The following is an 18,553-nucleotide window of genomic DNA, read 5'->3' on the forward strand; positions in this document are numbered from 1 at the left end:
TAGCGGCTGTAAAGGTAAAGATAATACAAAACCAGCAAACCTATTAACTATAATTTAATCTGTTAACAATTTTGTAACATTAAGTAAATTCAAAAGTAACGTTTTGGTAACATAGCATTTGAAAGGTTGAGGTTTCTTTGCATGAAAAACAAACAACACACAATGAGACTTAAATTTTTACTTATCTGCCTGTTTATCTTTACTTTAGGTTTTTCACAAAACACAGCAATTGTAACAGGAACTGTAACAGATAAAGACATGAACAATGAGACGCTGCCATTTGCCAGTGTAGCAATTAAAGGAACAAATATTGGAACAAATACCGATGAAAATGGTAAATACACATTAAAAGTTCCTGCTGGAAGCCACACTCTAGTCTTTGGTTTTTTAGGATACGAAAACATCGAAGTTCCTATCACTCTAGCTGCTGGCGAAACCAAAATAATAAACAAATCAATGTCATCTACAAGTGTACAACTTAATGATGTTGTTATAGAGCAGCAAATAAACCGTGAAAAAGAGTCGGCATTGCTTGTCGATCAAAAGAAAGCTGTAGAAATTAAGCAAAGTATCGGAGCTCAAGAGTTAGCTCGAAAAGCTACCTCTACTGTAGAACAAGGCTTAACTAAAATATCAGGTATTACTAATGTTAAGGGGCGCGGTATATTCGTTAGAGGTCTAGATGATCGATACAATTATTTACTAATAAACGGTCTCCCGATAGCCTCTCCTGATCCAGATAAAAAAATCATACCTCTTAATTACGTATCAACTAGTATCGTAGAATCGGTAGATGTATTTAAAACCTTCAGCAGTAACCTGTATCAGGATTTTGCTGGAGCTACATTTCAGATAAACACTAAAAAAGCACCTTCAAGACCTACAACAGTTTTTAGTTTTGGTGTAGGATACAATACCAACACTACTTTTAATGATTTTTATACTGACGATTCAGGATCTGGATTTCAAAATTTTGCTGGATATACAGGGAATAGCAGAGAAATACCGAATGTATACTCAGAAGACAACCCCTTAGCCTATAATGCAACTCCAGAGGAATCAGCAAATTTATTTAACTCTTCATGGACTCCTAAAAAAAGTACTGCACCACTTAATAGTAAATTTGGCATAAGTCATGGACAAAGAATAAAAGAGTGGGATAAAGGAAACTTAGGCGTGTTTTTGAGTTTTAATTATAACAACTCATACCTTTATCAGTCAGGGGTAGAGAGAAGACTTAGCTCAGAAGGAAATGCACAACAAGATTTCAAATCAAAACAATACGATTTTTCAACACAAAAATCTGGACTATTCGCCCTGAACTACAAAATATATGACAAACTAGACTTGACGTTTAACACAATATACTTACAGAATAGCAGTAATGCAATAGCTGAAGGATTAGGTCTTAATAATTCATATACACAACTTAACAATACTCCTTTTTTCATAAGGGATACTAAATATACAGAAAACAGGGTAGCCATCTTTCAAGTATTAGGTGATTATGAATGGATGAATAGAAAGCACGTGCTACACTTTGGAACATCTTATTCTGATGGTAAAAACAGTGTGCCAGATAGAAGAGTTTTAGTTGCTGCAGGCAATGGTGAAAACGCAGAGTATATCACTACAAATGGAATAAACCCATTTAAGTTCTATCAAGAACTAGATAATTCAAACATTAATGCCCTTGTAGAGTACAAAATAGGTTTTGATCATAATGAAGAAAATGATCAATATCAATCAAATGTAAAAATTGGATACAATACAGATTTACTTGATTATAATTTTTTTAACCGAACAATATCCGCAAGTTTTAATGGCACGCCAGACCAGGCTATTATAAACACTAATAACCCTGAAGCATTCTTCCAAAATGGTTTCGCAAACGGATTCTTAAGATATAGAAATACTCCCGACCCAACAATGGATAGCAACATAAATCAATTCATAAACGCATCCTATGTTAATTATACTAAACAATGGGAAAAGCTTTTAATAGAAGTAGGTGTCAGGGCTGAATATGCCATAAGAGAAATAGAATATCGACTGCAAACCGACAACGTATATGACCCACATCGTATAGAAAAATATGATCCTTTTGATTTCAGTCCAGCATTAAATATAAAATACAATTTAAATGATGATACTAACATCCGCCTTGCTGCATCAAAAACCACAACAAGACCAAGACTAAGAGAAATTCTCCCTACAGTTTATCAAGGTGGAGACGGAAACCAAACGGTAGGAAATCGATTACTGAAGAACTCAACCAATTATAATTTTGATTTAAAGTATGAAATATTCCCAAGCAACTCAGAAGTATTAGCAATAGCTGCATTTGGTAAGTTAATACAAGACCCTATAGAAAGACTATTCCGTAGTACATCAGTAGGTTATCTTGAAAGTTTTGGGAATTTTGATAAGGCATACTTATATGGTATAGAACTAGAAGGAAAGTTAAACATCGGTAATGTGTTTAAAGCTGATGCATTAAAAGATTTATCGTTAGGGTTTAACGGAATCCTTATGGACTCAGAATCTAAAACAGAAAATAACAATAACGAATTTGGACAAATAACAAATAAAGAAAGACAACTGCAAGGAGCATCTAACTGGGGGATAAATGCAGATATCTCTTATGAGTTTAAAAGCGGCGAAAACTTTAATTCAACTTTTACGCTAATTTTTAACACTTATGGAAAAAGAATCTATGCTGTAGGTGTTGAAGGTGCCGATGATATATACGAAAAACCGATAAATCAATTCGACTTAGTATGGAATACAGAGTTTAATGACCACTTAGGCTTAAGGTTTACCATACAAAACATACTCGACGAAAAAACATTATTTACACAAGATGCTACTAAAGAAATTCAATTTCCTGATGCGTATAGTAACGTTTATGAGAGTTATAACTTAGGTGTAAACTTTGGACTAACACTTACTTATAAACTTTAATTCGGTTAATCTTTAGGCAACATTGAGGCAGATTTACCTTACTACATTTAACAATCCCTTAATATTTAGGTAAACACCGATTAATTAAATACAAATATTTTTGCCACATAAATTTATACTTAACTTTAAAAACACAACAAATGAAAAAATTGCTTTTATCAATGCTTGCAATATCAGCATTAGCAGTTACATCTTGCAGTAGCGATGATGATTCGAACAGTAACAACAACAATGGTGATGTTATTGAAGGGAACGTAATTACAGGCTCTATAACAGAAGATCTTTTTGTTCCTAAAGGTGATTACACACTAAAAGGTACTGTTTTAGTTGAAGATGGCGCTACGCTAACTATCGAAAAAGGTTCTACAATCACTGTAACCCTTGCTGATCAAGCAACAGGAATAAACGTTTTAATGGTAAAACAAGGAGGTAAACTTATTGCTGACGGTACAGCTGATGAGCCTATTGTATTTACTTCTGAAAATCAGAGTGCAGGAGCATCTGATGGAGACTGGGGTGGTATAGTACTACACGGTAGAGCTCCTATTAATGGTACTGACAGTAACCCTCTATCTGAAGCAGGACAACTTCCATACAGCGGAGATAGAGATACTAATGAAGAAACTTCAGGTATACTTAGATATGTTCGTGTAGAATATGCAGGTGTTGCATCATCTGATGGTCAATTTGAATATAACGCATTCTCTTTCTTTGCTTGTGGTTCTGGAACAATAGTTCAAAACTGTGAAGCTTATAAAGGTGCTGATGACGGATTTGAATTTTATGGTGGTCTTGTAAGTGCTACAAACTTAATCGCTATAGGTATGGAGGATGATTCTATTGACTGGGATCAAGGATATAAAGGTACACTAACAAATATTGCTGTTTATCAGGAGGACAACCTTGGTGACTTTGCTTTCGAACTTTCAAGTCGTAAAACAGAGTGGAATGTTGAGCCAAGATCAAACCCGATTGTAAGAAATGTAACAATCAGAGGGAGCTTAAAAGCTGGTAAATCAGCTTTTGACCTTAAAGAAGGTACTGCAGGTGACTTTGGTAATATAAAAGTTTACAATGTTGAGCACGTAGCTTTCGTAAACAATCAACTTAACCAAGTTAATGATGGTTCGTTACATATGACAGGTGATTTTGATCCTACAATCGCACTTGTTGTAAACAATGTTGATGACACAGATTTAGATAGTTTATTATTCACACAAGACGCTACTGCAACTGGAGCAAATATGTCGGCTTTTGGCAGCTGGTCTCACAATTCTGAGCTTACTTGGTAATCTAAAACAAGTTTAAGATATAATTAATAACCCCTCAAATATTTGAGGGGTTATTTTTTTGGTACACTATTTGAAATATATTTTATATATTTACAAAACCAATAATCATCATGGCAAAAAAATATTTTTATATAACACTATTATTCGTTTCTCTTTTTAGTCTTGGCGCTAATGCCCAAGAAAATAAAGGGAATTCTACTATGAGTAGTAGTCAAGCCATAGAAGGACTTAATATATACCCTAATCCTGTAAATACTGACAGAATATATATTACTTCGAAAAATATGCTGAGTAAAGAAATTCAGATATATGATGTATTAGGGAAAAAGATACTCCAAACTGTAGTTAATGGCAAAGAACTTGGCATTTCGTCGCTTACTCCTGGGGTGTACATTATAAAGATAAAAGAAGGCGAAGCTACTTCTACAAAGAAATTGATTATTAAATAGTTACACCACACACCACTTTCCCTTAAAACTATCATAATTTTATGATTTTTTTTCAATTAGAATAGTATTTGTTATTATATTTGTTATACATAATAACTAAAACACTACGAATATGAAAAAAATTTACTCTTTATCTTTATTAATGGCGGTAAGTCTATCTTTCGCTCAAACACCTATAATCACGGGTGTCATGGATGGCCCTTGCACTGGTGGTCACCCAAAAGCAGTCGAAATTTATGCTAACGGCACTGTAGATTTTGCTAACTATTCTTTAGAAAACCAAAGTAACGCTAACACAACATGGGGCAACACTTTAAACCTTGCTTCTTTTGGTACTGTAACAGATGATTTCATCTATATCGTAAGTGCTGATACTAATACATCTTTCTCAAGTGAGTTTGCCGATGTACCTTCATCTCATATTTTCTATACAAGTACAGAAAATGGAGAGCCAGCTCCTGTAAGTATAAATGGTGATGACAGGGTAAGAATTATTGATGTAGGAATGACTGTAATAGATCAATATGGAGAAGAAGGAGTGGATGGTAGTGAAACTACATGGGAGTACTTGGATTCATGGGCGAGAAGAGTAGACGGTACTGGTCCTAACGGCGGAACATTTAATGCTGACAACTGGACTTATGGTGGTGTAGACGCATTAGACGGACTGGGCCTATGTAATGCTGAAGCAGCATTATCTACAATAGTACCCTTCGGACAATACAATGCAACAGCATCAGTACAACAAAATAGTATTTCAACACTTAAAATGTTCCCTAACCCACTATCAGGAAGCATTCTTAACATAACATCTAATGCTAATGCTACAAAAGTAGTTGCTATATATGATGTATTAGGCAAGCAAGTAGTAAATACAGTAACCAAAAACGGAACTATAAATGTTTCAGGTTTAACCTCTGGCGTTTATATTGTTAAAATTACCGAAGAAGGTAAAACAGCTACAAGAAAACTTGTTGTTAAATAACCTTACATCAAGAAAAACAAAAAAGCACCTAAAATTAGGTGCTTTTTTTGTTAAATAACAATTTCGAAACATTAGATATCTAACCTTTTCAATACATTTGCACCGAATTATAACAAATCATATTGAAAATGAAAAAATTTTACTTTTTATCACTAGCACTTTTATCTGCTGCTGCATTCGGACAGAGTGTAGTTATTACCAAAGTTATAGATGGCACATTACCTCATGATGGATGCGCTGGAACGGAAGGTACTTACAGTCCTAAAATTGTTGAACTTTATGTATCAGGAACAGTTGATTTTGCAACTAATGACTATAGAGTACAAACAGAAGCAAATGGTGCCGCAAACGAAGATGCAATTAATTGGAGTGATGGATTATTTTTAAGCTCACTTAATCAAATTACTGATTCATTTGTTTATTTAGTTAATATTCCAGAAGACTTTGATACAGGCGAACCATATTATGAAAATACACTTCCAGTTTTTACTGAAATGTATCCAGACCTTACAAATGTAATATTCAATACTTATGCCCCTAACATGAATGGTAATGATGCTCTTAGAATCGCTACTTATGATGGAGACAATTTAATAAGTGTTATTGATCAATTTGGAAGCCCACTTGATATTGCTGATGGTAGTGACTATACTGCTGCATGGTCTTACCAAGACAGTTATGTAACTAGAAATAACAGTGTTGCAGCTAACGGTGGTAACTTTGACGCTTCTACTTTTACTTACGGAGGTAATAATGCTCTAGACGGTGTTACTTGTTCTGAGTTTGTAACTGCAGTAGCTTTAGAATCTTTTTTATCTACTAAAACATTTGATACTATCTCTGGTCTTAAAATGTTCCCTAACCCAGTTTCAGGAAACATTCTTAACATAACATCTAATGCTAACGCTGCTAAAACAGTTGGTATATTTGATGTACTAGGAAAACAAGTAGTAAACACTGTAACTGCAAACGGAACTGTAAATGTTTCTGCACTTACTGCTGGTGTTTATATCGTAAAAATTACAGAAGAAGGTAAAACTGCTACAAGAAAACTTGTAGTTAGATAATTACTTTTTTGCAATATTATCAAAAGCACCGCTATATGCGGTGCTTTTTTATTTTATACCTTTACAGCAAAATAATTGCTTTGATTACTGCATCAGATATATTTAATATTGCCTCAAAAAAAGAGTTTGAAAAAATCACACTAAAGGTGTTCCGCCAACAGTATGATAGTAATATTATATATCAGAAATTTTGTGCCTTATTAAAAAAGGACAAGCAGAACGTAAAAACCGTTAAAGACATCCCGTTTTTGCCCATACAGTTCTTTAAAACCCATAAAATAGTTAGTAGTCAAGAACCTATACAAGTAACCTTTACTAGTAGCGGCACTACGGGCATGGTTACCAGCAACCACCATGTAATTGACCTTAGTCACTACGAACAAAGCTTTCGGCAAGCGTTTTCTCAATTTTATGGTAATATTGAAGATTATACTATAATAGCACTCCTCCCTTCTTATTTAGAGCGCGAGGGCTCATCGCTAATCTATATGGTTAACGATTTGATAGAAGGCTCTAATAACCCTGATAGTGGTTTCTATCTGCATAACTACGCTGAGCTTATCAACAAACTTACACAACTTGACAAGTCAGGTGAAAATGTATTGTTAATAGGTGTTACCTATGCCCTACTCGACTTAATTGAAATGCAACAATTTCAATTAAAAAACACTATTATAATGGAAACAGGCGGCATGAAAGGTAAACGTCGTGAAATGATACGCGAAGAACTACACGAAATACTATGCACAGGTTTTGGTGTAAACGAAATCCATTCAGAGTATGGTATGACTGAGCTTTTATCGCAAGCCTACTCCTTAGGCAACGGTGTTTTTGAATGCCCTCCTTGGATGGATATACTCATAAGAGATACCGAAGATGCACTTAACTATGTAGGTTATAATAAAACAGGCGGTATTAATGTTATCGACCTTGCTAACATAAACTCTTGCTCGTTTATAGCTACACAAGATTTAGGTAAAAAATACAGTAATCAGTCCTTTGAGGTTTTAGGACGATTTGATAATTCAGATATTCGCGGTTGCAACCTCATGGTATTATAAAAAATAAAAAAGCGGCTTACGCCGCTTTTTACTATTTTATTCTCAGTATGTAATAGTTCTTTTTCCCTTTTTGTAATAATACAAACTGGTCATTTATTAAATCTTCTTTAGTAATAGTGTAGTCCTCTTTTACTTTAGCTCTATTTACAGAAATTGAATTTTCTTTCAATGCGCGTCTTGCTTCTCCATTACTAGATAAAAACTCAGATTTTGCAACAAAGGCATCAATTATAGCCAAACCTTCTTCTATATCTGTCATTGCAACTTCTGCCTGTGGGACACCATCAAATACTTCTAAGAAAGTAGCACTATCTAATGCTTTTAAATCATCTGCATCAGATTTTCCAAACAATACATTAGAGGCTTTTATTGCTTTTTCTAATTCTTGTTCCGAATGCACAAATATTGTTACTTGTTCTGCTAATTTTTTTTGTAGTAGTCGTAAATGAGGTGCCTCTTTATGCTCCATTACTAATTGTTCTATTTCTTCCTTTGGTAAAAAAGTAAATATCTTAATATACTTTTCGGCATCAACATCGGTAGTATTAATCCAAAACTGGTAAAATTTATACACTGATGTTTTATCGGCATCTAGCCATATATTACCTCCTTCTGATTTCCCAAATTTAGAACCATCAGCTTTCGTAATAAGCGGACACGTCATAGCATATGCTTTTGCACCCTCATCATTCATTCTACGCACCAACTCTGTACCCGTGGTAATATTACCCCACTGGTCGCTACCGCCAAGCTGTAGCATACAGTTATGATGTTTATACAAATGGTAAAAATCATAACCTTGTATAAGTTGGTAGGTAAACTCGGTAAAAGACATTCCTGATCCAGCTTCGCCTGTAAGACGTTTTTTAACCGAATCTTTAGCCATCATATAGTTTACAGTAATACGCTTACCCACATCGCGAGCAAAATCGATAAAAGAAAACTCTTTCATCCAGTCATAATTATTTACTAACATAGGTGCATTTGCATCAGTAGAGTCAAAATCCAAAAAGCGTGAAAGCACACCTTTTATACCCGCTACGTTTTTCTCAAGTGCAGCCTCATCTAGCAAATTTCTTTCATCCGATTTACCCGATGGATCACCTATCATACCTGTAGCACCACCCACAAGGGCAATGGGTTTATGACCACATTTTTGCAAATGAACCAAAATGATAATAGGCACAAGGCTACCAATATGCAATGAATCAGAAGTTGGGTCGAAGCCAATATAGGCAGTCGTCATTTCTTTATTTAATTGCTCTTCAGTTCCTGGCATAATGTCGTGCACCATACCTCTCCATTGTAATTCTTCTACAAAATTTTTCATGCTTATTGTTTATTGAGCCACAAAAATACAAACTTGCATTAACATGAGTCAAAAAAAGTAAACATCTGCTAATATTTATTCTGTAAAAAGTATTTTTGTAGTATGATATTAGTAACTGGCGGAACAGGTTTAGTAGGTGCACACCTACTGCTACAATTAGCAGAAGGCAAAAAAGCGGTACGTGCACTGTATCGCACTGAAGTTAGCAAAATAAAAACCAAGAAGCTTTTTGAACACTATAACAAAAGCAACCTGTTTACAACTATAGAATGGGTAGAGGGTGATATAACCGATATTCCGTCGCTTGAAACTGCTTTTGCAAATGTTACTCATGTTTATCATTGTGCTGCCTATATATCTTTTGACCCTAATGACGAGGAGCTATTACGAAAAGTGAATATAGAGGGTACTGCCAATGTAGTGAACTGCGCGTTAGCGTATGGTGTACGGAAGTTGTGCCACGTTAGCTCTATTGCCGCACTAGGCAATCCTAGAGAGAATGAAACAACTATTACCGAAGAAACAGAATGGAACCCTGAAGTAAAACATAGCGATTATGCCATAAGCAAACATGGCGCAGAAATGGAAGTATGGCGGGCTTGGCAAGAAGGGCTTGATATGGTAGTTGTAAACCCTGGTCTTATATTTGGTTATGGGTTTTGGGCACAGGGTAGCGGTAAGATATTTAAAACAGTAAACAATGGTCAGTACTTTTATACCAAAGGAAGCTGTGGTGTTATAGCTGTAGAAGATGTTACAACGATTATGATAGAGCTTATGGCTAGTGAAGTATCTGGCGAAAGATATACTCTTGTAGCAGAGCAGCTATCATATAAAGAAATGTTATTTAGTATTGCAGATGGGTTAAATAAAAAACGTCCTAGTATATATGCTACTCCTTTTTTAACATCGGTAGCTTGGCGTTTAGACTGGCTATTATCAAAACTACTACAAAGAAAAAGAGTAATGACCAGAGATATGGCAACCGCTACTCACAATGATGAAAATTATGACAACAGCAAAATTAAAGCATTACTAGATTATAATTTCACTAACGTTAAAGAGTACTTGAAACAAATAGCAAGTGCCGCAGAACATTTACAGTAAATATTTACTTGTCTTTCTTTTCCTCATTCATTTTAAGCCTTTTTGAGGCAATACTATCTAATATTTTGTTTTTACCTTTTTTAATAGTGTCCTTTTTAGTTTCCACCTCTTCTTCTTTAAAAGGTTCTTGTTGTTTTTTCACACTATCGCTCACTTTGTTATGAATACGCTCATACACATCTAATTGTGATGCATAATACGTGTGGTTTTGAGCAAAAATAGTACTATCTATATCATACTTATTATAAACATATTCTGCAACATCTACGTGATTCTCTCTTAACACCTGTGGTTTAAAAGACCTTATGGATTGCAACATGGTAATATCATACAACACATTAACCATCTCTTCTTCGCTGAGTAGTTTTTCAGGTTCTTTAGGGGCATTATCATTACACCCCAAAACCAAAAATGCTAATAGTATAAGTGCTGCTCTCTTCATAATTTATGACCTATTAAAAAGTAAACGTTCGCCGCAATGAATATCTTTTACTTTAAAGTTATTGTAAACTAGCTGTCCGTTTACAAAGGTATGGGTTATTCTCGATTTAAAATTAGTCCCCTCAAAAGGCGACCACCCACATTTATATAAAATATTTTCTTTTTTCACATTCCAAGGCAACCCTGGGTTTATCAACACCAAATCGGCATAGTACCCCTCTTTGATAAAACCACGCTTCTCAATTTTAAATATTTTTGCAGGGTTATGTGCCATTTTCTCTACAATACGCTCTACAGATATTTTATTTTGATGGTATGCTTCAAATAGTGCTACAACAGCGTGCTGTACTAATGGTCCGCCCGAAGGAGCACTTGTATAAGGGTTCTTCTTCTCATCAAGTGTATGCGGAGCATGGTCAGTTGCAATAACATCTATCCTGTCATCTAGTAGAGCCTTCCATAGTGCATCTCTATCGGCTTCCGTTTTAACAGCAGGGTTCCATTTTATTAATGAACCTTTATTTTCATAATCAGCATCAGTAAACCAAAGATGGTGTATACATACTTCGGCAGTAATTTTCTTTTCTTCTAACGGAATTTTGTTCGTAAACAATTCTGTTTCTTTAGCTGTAGATACATGAAAAACATGTAATCTTGCTCCTGTTTTTTTAGCTAGTGCAATGGCTCTTGATGACGATATATAGCACGCCTCAGCACTACGTATTAACGGATGATATTTCATAGGGATATCATCGCCATACTCTTCTTTATATTTTTCCAAATTATGTCTCACGGTAGCTTCGTCCTCACAATGCGCCGCAATAAGCATAGATGTACTCGAAAATATTTTCTCAAGTACTGCTTCATCGTCTACAAGCATATTCCCTGTAGATGAGCCTAAGAACAACTTGATTCCTGCTACATTTTTAGGATTTGTTTTGAGCACCTCTTCTAAGTTATCATTTGTGCCTCCCATCATAAACGAATAGTTAGCATAAGAAACCTCGGCTGCTCTTTTATACTTATCTTCTAGCAAATCCTGAGTTACAGCATTGGGCACTGTATTTGGTTGCTCTATAAAAGAGGTTATACCACCAGCTACCGCAGCACGCGATTCGGTTTCTATATTACCTTTATGGGTAAGCCCTGGTTCACGAAAATGTACTTGGTCATCTATCATGCCAGGTATAAGGTAGCTCCCCTCGGCATCAATAATTTTAACATCAGATGTTTTTGGGCTTATGCTATCGCCAATTTCTTTGATATACTTATCCTCAATTAAAAGATCACCCTCAAAAATGGTTCCTTCATTTACAATCTTGGCATTCTTTATTAAAATCCTGTTCATAGTGATATCTATAGCTTATTTAGCATTTTTTTTATTCTGAGTGCAATAACGCCGAATATCGCTTCTTTTATTATAGCGTTACTCATTTTTGATTCGCCTTTTGTACGATCGGTAAATATTATGGGTACTTCTACTATTACAAAACCATTAGCAAAGGCACGGTATTTCATTTCTATTTGAAAAGCATAACCCACAAATTTTATTTTGTTGAGGTTTATTCTTTCTAGTACTTTTCGTTTGTAGCAAATAAAACCTGCTGTAGCATCGTGTATTTGCATACCTGTAATCATTTTCACATATACTGATGCATAATAGGAAAGCAACACACGGCTAAGCGGCCAGTTTACCACATTTACACCTGTACTATAACGCGATCCTATAGCCATGTCAGCTCCGGCAACACATGCTTTATATAAACGCTCAAGATCGGCAGGGTTATGAGAAAAATCGGCATCCATTTCAAAAATATAATCATACTTGTTGTTCATAGCCCATTTAAAGCCATGTACATAAGCTGTACCTAAACCCGATTTACCTGCCCTAACCTCTAGATGCAACCTACCAGAAAATTCTTTTTGCAGTTCTATTACCTTACCTGCTGTACCATCGGGAGAGTTATCATCTACTACCAATACATCAAATTGCGTATCTAGTGCAAATACTGCCCTAAGTATGGTGTCAATATTTTCAATTTCGTTATACGTAGGAATTATAACAATGCCATCGCTCATTAGTAACTGTAAATTTTAGTGCAAAAATAATGTATTTCTAACGTGAGTACCTCAATTAAATTATAATAAAATTTTTAACTGTAAAAATTAGTAATTTTACACCCTATGATGGATTTGATTTTTAACGAACGAGCTACAGGCGGTAATGATTGGGCAACTATTCTATTTGTCCTCTGTCTTGCATTGATAGCTATAAACAAAACTGTATCGGGAAACCGCTTTACTGAATTTATCAGACTTGGATATTCTGACAAATATATGAAGATCTATAAAGATAGTAGTAATATGCTAAGTGGGTTTACTATTTCTTTTTTTACAATACAGCTCATATCATTTACTTTCCTTGTACAGTTTCTACTAAGCTACTATGGGCTTGCCGAGAAAACAAGCTGGATAACCTTTGTACAGATACTCACTTTTATTGCTGTTTTTATACTTTCTAAGTATCTTATCGAGAAAATAATAGCAACTTCATTTAATATCGAAGAGTTTAGCGAAACCTTTAATTTACATAAAGTTAGTTATAGAACCTACATAGGGCTTATATTGCTACCCGTTAACATTATACTCTTCTATAACAATGACCCTCAGCCTTTTGTAGTATATATTATTGTAGCCCTTATATTCATCACAAATATTATTTCTTATTTTGTATCATTAAGATTACATCAAAGTTTGATACTTAGCAAATTGTTCTATTTTATTTTATATCTTTGCACTCTTGAAATAGCACCCTATTATTTCATGTATTACTGGTTTACAAATAGTAAATAAAAGACATAAAAAAATATGAAAGTGAAAACAATTTTGGTTTCACAACCGGAACCTAAAGTAGAAAATTCACCATACTTTGAATTACAGCAAAAACTGAAAGTAAAAGTAGATTTTAGGCCGTTCATTCATGTAGAGGGTGTAAGCGTAAAAGATATAAGACAACAAAAAGTTGACCTTAACAACTATACCGCGATCATTCTTACAAGTAAAAACTCTATAGATCATTTTTTTCGTGTAGCAGAAGAAATGCGCTACAAAGTACCAGAAAATATGAAATATTTTTGTCAGAGTGAAGCTGTAGCTTTTTATCTACAAAAATATGTAGTATATCGAAAAAGAAAGATCTATGTGGGGCAAAAAGACTTTGCAGATATGGCTCCGCTTATCAAAAAGTATAAAGACGAAAAGTTTTTACTCCCTGCATCAGATCAGCTTAATGATGATGTACCTACCACATTAGACAAATTAAAGGTAAACTGGACACCAGGTATATTTTATCGCACAGTAATGAGCGATCTTTCTGATCTGAAAGATGTATACTATGATATTCTAGTATTCTTTAGCCCAACAGGTATTAAGTCGTTGTTTAAAAACTTTCCAGACTTTAAACAAAATGATACCCGTATAGCAGTATTTGGCACTACTACCCAAAAAGAAGCCAACGACAGAGACCTACGCATAGATATTATGGCACCTGCACCAGAAACACCATCTATGACTATGGCATTAGAGAAATACATTTTAGAAGCTAACAAAGCAAAGTAAAACACTTGCCTATATACATAATAAAAAGAGCTACCTTATAAGGTAGCTCTTTTTTTATACATTGAAGAAAATTTAAAAAAATAAAAAACCGCCCCATCACAGGCGGTTTTTCGCATCTATTCTAAAATCACACTTATGCCAGTGGGGCACCTGCTAGAATTTCTTCATTTGCAAATTCCTCAAACTTGGCAAAATTTTTCTTAAATGATTCAGCTAACTCCTGTGCTTTAGCATCATAAGCCGCTTTATCTTCCCACGTATTACGAGGGTTAAGTATTTCTGATGGTACATTAGGGCAACTCTGCGGTTTTGCAAGTCCAAATACTTGATGAACTTCAAAGCCTACATTATCAAGTTCCCCATTAAGAGCAGCTGTAATCATTGCTCTTGTATATTTTAATTTCATTCTGCTTCCGGTACCATAAGCACCACCTGTCCAGCCTGTATTTATAAGCCATACATTAACACCAGATTCTTTCATTTTTGTACTAAGCATCTCGGCATATTTTGTAGGGTGCAGTGGCATAAAAGGCGCACCAAAACAAGCTGAGAAGTTAGGTTGTGGCTCATTTACACCAGCCTCTGTACCAGCAACCTTAGCGGTATAACCCGATATAAAGTGGTAAGCCGCCTGACCTGGAGTAAGTTTAGATATAGGAGGCAGTACTCCAAAAGCATCGGCAGTAAGGAAGAATATGTTTTTAGGATTCTTACCTATAGAGCCTGGCTGTACATTATCTATGTGATATATAGGGTAACTCACCCTTGTATTTTGGGTTATAGAAGTATCTTCAAAGTCTACAACATTAGTACCTTCTTTAAAAATAACATTTTCTAAGATTGCACCTCTTTTTATAGCTCTAAAAATATCTGGTTCATTTTCTTCGGTAAGGTTAATTACTTTAGCATAACAACCACCTTCAAAATTAAACACGGTATTCTCATTCGTCCATCCATGCTCATCATCACCAATCAATTTACGTGCAGGATCGGCAGAAAGCGTTGTTTTTCCTGTACCCGAAAGACCGAAGAATATTGCAGTATCTCCATCTTCACCCACATTAGCACTACAATGCATTGGAAGTGCATTTTTATCTACAGGTAATATAAAGTTTAAAGCAGAGAAGATACCCTTTTTCATCTCTCCTGTATAACCTGTACCACCTATAAGTGCTATTTTACGTGTAAAGTTTAGTATTGCAAAATTGTGTTGACGTGTACCATCTACAGCAGGATCTGCCATAAAGCTTGGCACACATATTAGTTTCCAATCTGGTGCGAAATTTTCTAGTTCAGATTCTTCAGGACGAAGAAACATATTATAACAAAAAAGATTCGCCCAAGGCTTTTCTGTAACTACTCGTACATTAAGTCTGTAGTTAGAGTCAGCACATACATAACTGTCACGAACATAAACCTCTTTACCAGATAAATATTCAGTAACCTTATTATATAAAGCATCAAATTTATCACTATCAAAAGGAATATTTACATTACCCCACCATACTTTATCTTCGGTAATACTATCTTTAACAATAAACCTATCCTGAGGTGATCTTCCTGTAAATTCTCCTGTGTTAATGGCAAGCGCTCCTGTAGAGTTCTCTACACCCTCTCCAGTTTCAATAGAAATATCGTGTAACTCATCTGGAGTTAACTGATATTTAACATTCGCGTTCTTAATTCCCATGCTTTCTAACGAAATCGTTTTCGTGAAAAGACCGTGATTCTCCATAACTTTAAGATTAAGTTGCATTATTTATGGGCACAAATGTAAAAAATAATTTTATAAATGTGTCGAATTACAATTATTTTATCCTTTTCGTTTCATTAAATTTAATAACAGCGTTCCCCAAGCACCAATTAATAACAATCCTCCAATAGGAGTAATAATGCCAATCTTCTTGGAATCGAAAGAAAAAAGACCATTACACGCTAAAAAATAAATAGATACAGAGAAAAATAACACTCCTATTACTACTAAAGTAAAAATAATTTTCTTCGCCTTGTCTGAAATTAATGGCGTCGTACCTACAAATAATAAAAATAGTGCATGATACATTTGGTACCTAACCCCCGTTTCAAAAGTTACAAGCATCTCAGGATCAAGTATTTTTTTTAATCCATGAGCACCAAAAGCACCTAAGCCTATAGCTATTATTCCTAACACTGCTGCTGTAACTAAAATTTTTCTGTTCATTTTCTTCTAATTTATATGGTAAAATTAAAAAGTTTATAGAAATTTACCCCACAAATATTTTTATAAATATAACAAATCACTAATTTCGTGTTATAAATTAAAGAAGCTATGAGACACGTTTTAATTATTGGCGCAGGACGTTCGGCTACGTCATTAATAGAATACTTGTTACAAAAATCAGAAACCGAAGATCTACATATCACTATTGCCGACCTTTCTATAGAATTGGCGCAAAAGAAAACGAAAAATCACCCAAGAGCTACTCCTATTGCTTTCGATATTTTTAATGACGAACAACGTAATACTTACATAGGCAACGCCGATATTGTAATATCAATGTTACCTGCACATCTACACTATGAAGTAGCTAAAGACTGCGTTAAGCATAAAAAAAATATGGTTACGGCATCTTACATAAGCCCTGCCATGAGAGAACTTGATGCTCAAGTAAGGGAAAACAACCTCATTTTCATGAATGAGATAGGCTTAGACCCTGGTGTAGACCATATGAGTGCCATGAAGATTTTGGATGAGATAAGAAGTAAAGGTGGAAAAGTATTACTATTCGAATCATTTTGCGGTGGACTGGTAGCTCCAGAATCTGACAATAACATTTGGAACTACAAATTTACATGGAATCCTCGAAATGTTGTATTAGCAGGACAAGGTGGCGCAGCTAAGTTTATACAAGAGGGTAAGTATAAATATATCCCATACAACAAATTATTTCGTCGAACAGAATTTTTAGAGATTGATGGCTTTGGTCGTTTTGAAGCCTATGCTAATCGTGACTCCCTTAAATACCGTAGTGTATATGGGCTAGACGACGCTCTTACTCTATATAGAGGTACAATGCGAAGAGTAGGCTACTCTAAGGCATGGAATATGTTTGTACAACTAGGTATGACAGATGATACTTATGTAATGGAAGACTCTGAAAACATGAGTTATCGTGAGTTTATTAATTCATTCTTACCTTATCATCCAACAGATTCAATAGAGTTAAAACTAAGACACATATTAAAAGTAGATCAAGACGATATACAGTGGGAAAAACTACTAGAGCTTGACATTTTTAATGCCGATAAAAAAATTGGCCTTCGTGATGCTACACCTGCACAAATACTCGAAAAAATACTTTCGGATAAATGGACACTAAGCCCTGAAGATAAAGATATGATAGTAATGTATCATAAATTTGGCTATGAAATTAATGGTGTAAAAAAACAAATAGATGCTACTATGGTGTGTACAGGTGAAGATCAAACCTACACGGCAATGGCAAAAACCGTAGGACTACCCGTAGCCATGGCTGCATTACAAATACTAAACGGCAATATTACCCTAAAAGGTGTACAATTACCTATATATAAAGAAGTATATGAACCTATACTAAAAGAACTTGAAGAATTTGGGGTTACTTTCTATGAGAAAGAAGTTCCTTACATGGGGTATAACCCCGACAATGTAGCGAGCTAACCCTAATAACTAACTCAACTTTTTTTTCGAGACCTCCTACGTATTTATACGGGGAGGTTTTTTATTTAAAATCAAAGACATTTACCTACTATAAAAAACGGTATTTACACCTAATTATTTTTAGTAACTTCAACTTACCTTTAATATATCAATATATTGATTATCAAAACAGTGAAAACGTTAACCACTTAAAAAAAACGGGCGGAACCCAAAAAGCCTTATGAGTAGGGAAAATTTAATTCAACAAAAAATTATGTCAACTAAAGAAGCCACAAAACCCCATGTAGTTGGAGGATGGTCTGCGTACCACAAACTAACTCCAGAAGATCAAAAAGTGTTTAACGAAGCTATGAAAGGCTTTGTAGGAGTAAAGTACACTCCGCAATCCGTATCAACACAAGTTGTAGCCGGAATGAATTATCGATTTAAATGCATAGCCTCTATGCCACCATCTGAAGTAGAGTGGGAAGCTATCGTAGAAATTTTCAGACCTCTTAATGGCGCACCTTATATTACAGGTATTATAAGGCTATAATTAGCAACTAAATAAATCTTACTAT

Annotated in this window: 17 protein-coding genes; 11 read left to right on the forward strand and 6 right to left on the reverse strand. The window is 34.8% G+C overall.

Features of this window, described 5'->3' with window-relative positions; translation table 11 throughout:
- Positions 1-162: 162 nt before the first annotated feature.
- From DVK85_RS04080 to DVK85_RS04105, 6 genes are all read left to right on the forward strand, one after another.
- Positions 163-2,964 carry a TonB-dependent receptor gene (locus DVK85_RS04080; RefSeq protein ID WP_162845284.1) on the forward strand — a complete coding sequence of 934 codons (2,802 nt, stop codon included), beginning with the start codon at positions 163-165 and terminating at the stop codon, positions 2,962-2,964.
- A 140-nt stretch (positions 2,965-3,104) separates the two neighbouring features.
- The gene (locus tag DVK85_RS04085; RefSeq protein ID WP_114677215.1) at positions 3,105-4,256 is read left to right on the forward strand and encodes a hypothetical protein; all 1,152 of its coding nucleotides are present in this window, start codon (positions 3,105-3,107) and stop codon (positions 4,254-4,256) included.
- 110 nt (positions 4,257-4,366) lie between these two features.
- The gene (locus DVK85_RS04090) at positions 4,367-4,705 is read left to right on the forward strand and encodes a T9SS type A sorting domain-containing protein (RefSeq protein WP_114677216.1); all 339 of its coding nucleotides are present in this window, start codon (positions 4,367-4,369) and stop codon (positions 4,703-4,705) included.
- A gap of 112 nt (positions 4,706-4,817) precedes the next feature.
- Positions 4,818-5,690, forward strand: a complete 873-nt coding sequence (locus DVK85_RS04095) for a T9SS type A sorting domain-containing protein (RefSeq protein ID WP_114677217.1) — start codon at positions 4,818-4,820, stop codon at positions 5,688-5,690.
- A 128-nt stretch (positions 5,691-5,818) separates the two neighbouring features.
- Complete coding sequence (locus DVK85_RS04100) at positions 5,819-6,757, forward strand: T9SS type A sorting domain-containing protein (protein ID WP_114677218.1); 939 nt, start codon at positions 5,819-5,821, stop codon at positions 6,755-6,757.
- 80 nt (positions 6,758-6,837) lie between these two features.
- Complete coding sequence (locus tag DVK85_RS04105; RefSeq protein ID WP_114678975.1) at positions 6,838-7,818, forward strand: LuxE/PaaK family acyltransferase; 981 nt, start codon at positions 6,838-6,840, stop codon at positions 7,816-7,818.
- 31 nt (positions 7,819-7,849) lie between these two features.
- Here DVK85_RS04105 and tyrS read toward each other — a convergent pair whose 3' ends face one another.
- Positions 7,850-9,148: a tyrosine--tRNA ligase gene (gene tyrS / locus DVK85_RS04110; protein ID WP_114677219.1), complete on the reverse strand. Its 1,299-nt coding sequence runs from the start codon at positions 9,146-9,148 to the stop codon at positions 7,850-7,852.
- Between the two features lie 102 nt (positions 9,149-9,250).
- Between tyrS and DVK85_RS04115 the strand changes: the two genes are divergently transcribed.
- A complete protein-coding gene (locus DVK85_RS04115; RefSeq protein ID WP_114677220.1) occupies positions 9,251-10,255 on the forward strand; it encodes an NAD-dependent epimerase/dehydratase family protein in 1,005 nt (334 codons plus the stop codon).
- Between the two features lie 4 nt (positions 10,256-10,259).
- Here DVK85_RS04115 and DVK85_RS04120 read toward each other — a convergent pair whose 3' ends face one another.
- From DVK85_RS04120 to DVK85_RS04130, 3 genes are read right to left on the reverse strand one after another with little or no spacing between them, the layout of a single operon-like run.
- Entirely contained in the window at positions 10,260-10,697 is a 438-nt protein-coding gene (locus DVK85_RS04120) for a DUF4296 domain-containing protein (RefSeq protein ID WP_114677221.1), read from the reverse strand.
- 3 nt (positions 10,698-10,700) lie between these two features.
- On the reverse strand, positions 10,701-12,044 hold the full coding sequence (locus tag DVK85_RS04125) for a dihydroorotase (protein ID WP_114677222.1): 1,344 nt from the start codon (positions 12,042-12,044) through the stop codon (positions 10,701-10,703).
- Between the two features lie 8 nt (positions 12,045-12,052).
- A complete protein-coding gene (locus DVK85_RS04130; protein WP_114677223.1) occupies positions 12,053-12,775 on the reverse strand; it encodes a polyprenol monophosphomannose synthase in 723 nt (240 codons plus the stop codon).
- 105 nt (positions 12,776-12,880) lie between these two features.
- Between DVK85_RS04130 and DVK85_RS04135 the strand changes: the two genes are divergently transcribed.
- Positions 12,881-13,549, forward strand: a complete 669-nt coding sequence (locus DVK85_RS04135; protein WP_114677224.1) for a DUF4271 domain-containing protein — start codon at positions 12,881-12,883, stop codon at positions 13,547-13,549.
- Between the two features lie 15 nt (positions 13,550-13,564).
- A complete protein-coding gene (locus tag DVK85_RS04140; protein WP_114677225.1) occupies positions 13,565-14,314 on the forward strand; it encodes a uroporphyrinogen-III synthase in 750 nt (249 codons plus the stop codon).
- 133 nt (positions 14,315-14,447) lie between these two features.
- Here the strand turns inward: DVK85_RS04140 and pckA are convergent, their stop codons facing one another.
- Both pckA and DVK85_RS04150 read right to left on the reverse strand, forming a co-directional pair.
- Positions 14,448-16,049: a phosphoenolpyruvate carboxykinase (ATP) gene (pckA, locus tag DVK85_RS04145; RefSeq protein WP_114678976.1), complete on the reverse strand. Its 1,602-nt coding sequence runs from the start codon at positions 16,047-16,049 to the stop codon at positions 14,448-14,450.
- A 78-nt stretch (positions 16,050-16,127) separates the two neighbouring features.
- Entirely contained in the window at positions 16,128-16,514 is a 387-nt protein-coding gene (locus DVK85_RS04150) for a DUF423 domain-containing protein (RefSeq protein ID WP_114677226.1), read from the reverse strand.
- A gap of 108 nt (positions 16,515-16,622) precedes the next feature.
- On the opposite strand from DVK85_RS04150, the gene DVK85_RS04155 reads away from it, so the two are divergent.
- Together DVK85_RS04155 and DVK85_RS04160 are read left to right on the forward strand one after the other, a co-directional pair.
- Complete coding sequence (locus DVK85_RS04155) at positions 16,623-17,993, forward strand: saccharopine dehydrogenase family protein (protein WP_114677227.1); 1,371 nt, start codon at positions 16,623-16,625, stop codon at positions 17,991-17,993.
- Positions 17,994-18,246: 253 nt separating this feature from the next.
- The gene (locus tag DVK85_RS04160) at positions 18,247-18,528 is read left to right on the forward strand and encodes a hypothetical protein (RefSeq protein ID WP_114678977.1); all 282 of its coding nucleotides are present in this window, start codon (positions 18,247-18,249) and stop codon (positions 18,526-18,528) included.
- Positions 18,529-18,553: the final 25 nt, after the last annotated feature.

It is taken from the genome of Flavobacterium arcticum (assembly GCF_003344925.1).
Lineage (GTDB): Bacteria > Bacteroidota > Bacteroidia > Flavobacteriales > Flavobacteriaceae > Flavobacterium > Flavobacterium arcticum.

Excerpts from the sequence above, each read along its gene's own strand:
- DVK85_RS04100 (WP_114677218.1), top strand. The coding sequence starts at position 5,819 with ATGAAAAAATTTTACTTTTTATCACTAGCACTTTTATCTGCTGCTGCA.
- DVK85_RS04140 (WP_114677225.1), top strand. The coding sequence starts at position 13,565 with ATGAAAGTGAAAACAATTTTGGTTTCACAACCGGAACCTAAAGTAGAA.
- DVK85_RS04160 (WP_114678977.1), top strand. The coding sequence starts at position 18,247 with ATGTCAACTAAAGAAGCCACAAAACCCCATGTAGTTGGAGGATGGTCT.
- tyrS (WP_114677219.1), bottom strand. The coding sequence starts at position 9,148 with ATGAAAAATTTTGTAGAAGAATTACAATGGAGAGGTATGGTGCACGAC.
- DVK85_RS04130 (WP_114677223.1), bottom strand. The coding sequence starts at position 12,775 with ATGAGCGATGGCATTGTTATAATTCCTACGTATAACGAAATTGAAAAT.
- DVK85_RS04135 (WP_114677224.1), top strand. The coding sequence starts at position 12,881 with ATGATGGATTTGATTTTTAACGAACGAGCTACAGGCGGTAATGATTGG.
- DVK85_RS04150 (WP_114677226.1), bottom strand. The coding sequence starts at position 16,514 with ATGAACAGAAAAATTTTAGTTACAGCAGCAGTGTTAGGAATAATAGCT.
- pckA (WP_114678976.1), bottom strand. The coding sequence starts at position 16,049 with ATGGAGAATCACGGTCTTTTCACGAAAACGATTTCGTTAGAAAGCATG.
- DVK85_RS04080 (WP_162845284.1), top strand. The coding sequence starts at position 163 with ATGAGACTTAAATTTTTACTTATCTGCCTGTTTATCTTTACTTTAGGT.
- DVK85_RS04085 (WP_114677215.1), top strand. The coding sequence starts at position 3,105 with ATGAAAAAATTGCTTTTATCAATGCTTGCAATATCAGCATTAGCAGTT.
- DVK85_RS04125 (WP_114677222.1), bottom strand. The coding sequence starts at position 12,044 with ATGAACAGGATTTTAATAAAGAATGCCAAGATTGTAAATGAAGGAACC.
- DVK85_RS04090 (WP_114677216.1), top strand. The coding sequence starts at position 4,367 with ATGGCAAAAAAATATTTTTATATAACACTATTATTCGTTTCTCTTTTT.
- DVK85_RS04115 (WP_114677220.1), top strand. The coding sequence starts at position 9,251 with ATGATATTAGTAACTGGCGGAACAGGTTTAGTAGGTGCACACCTACTG.
- DVK85_RS04155 (WP_114677227.1), top strand. The coding sequence starts at position 16,623 with ATGAGACACGTTTTAATTATTGGCGCAGGACGTTCGGCTACGTCATTA.
- DVK85_RS04095 (WP_114677217.1), top strand. The coding sequence starts at position 4,818 with ATGAAAAAAATTTACTCTTTATCTTTATTAATGGCGGTAAGTCTATCT.
- DVK85_RS04120 (WP_114677221.1), bottom strand. The coding sequence starts at position 10,697 with ATGAAGAGAGCAGCACTTATACTATTAGCATTTTTGGTTTTGGGGTGT.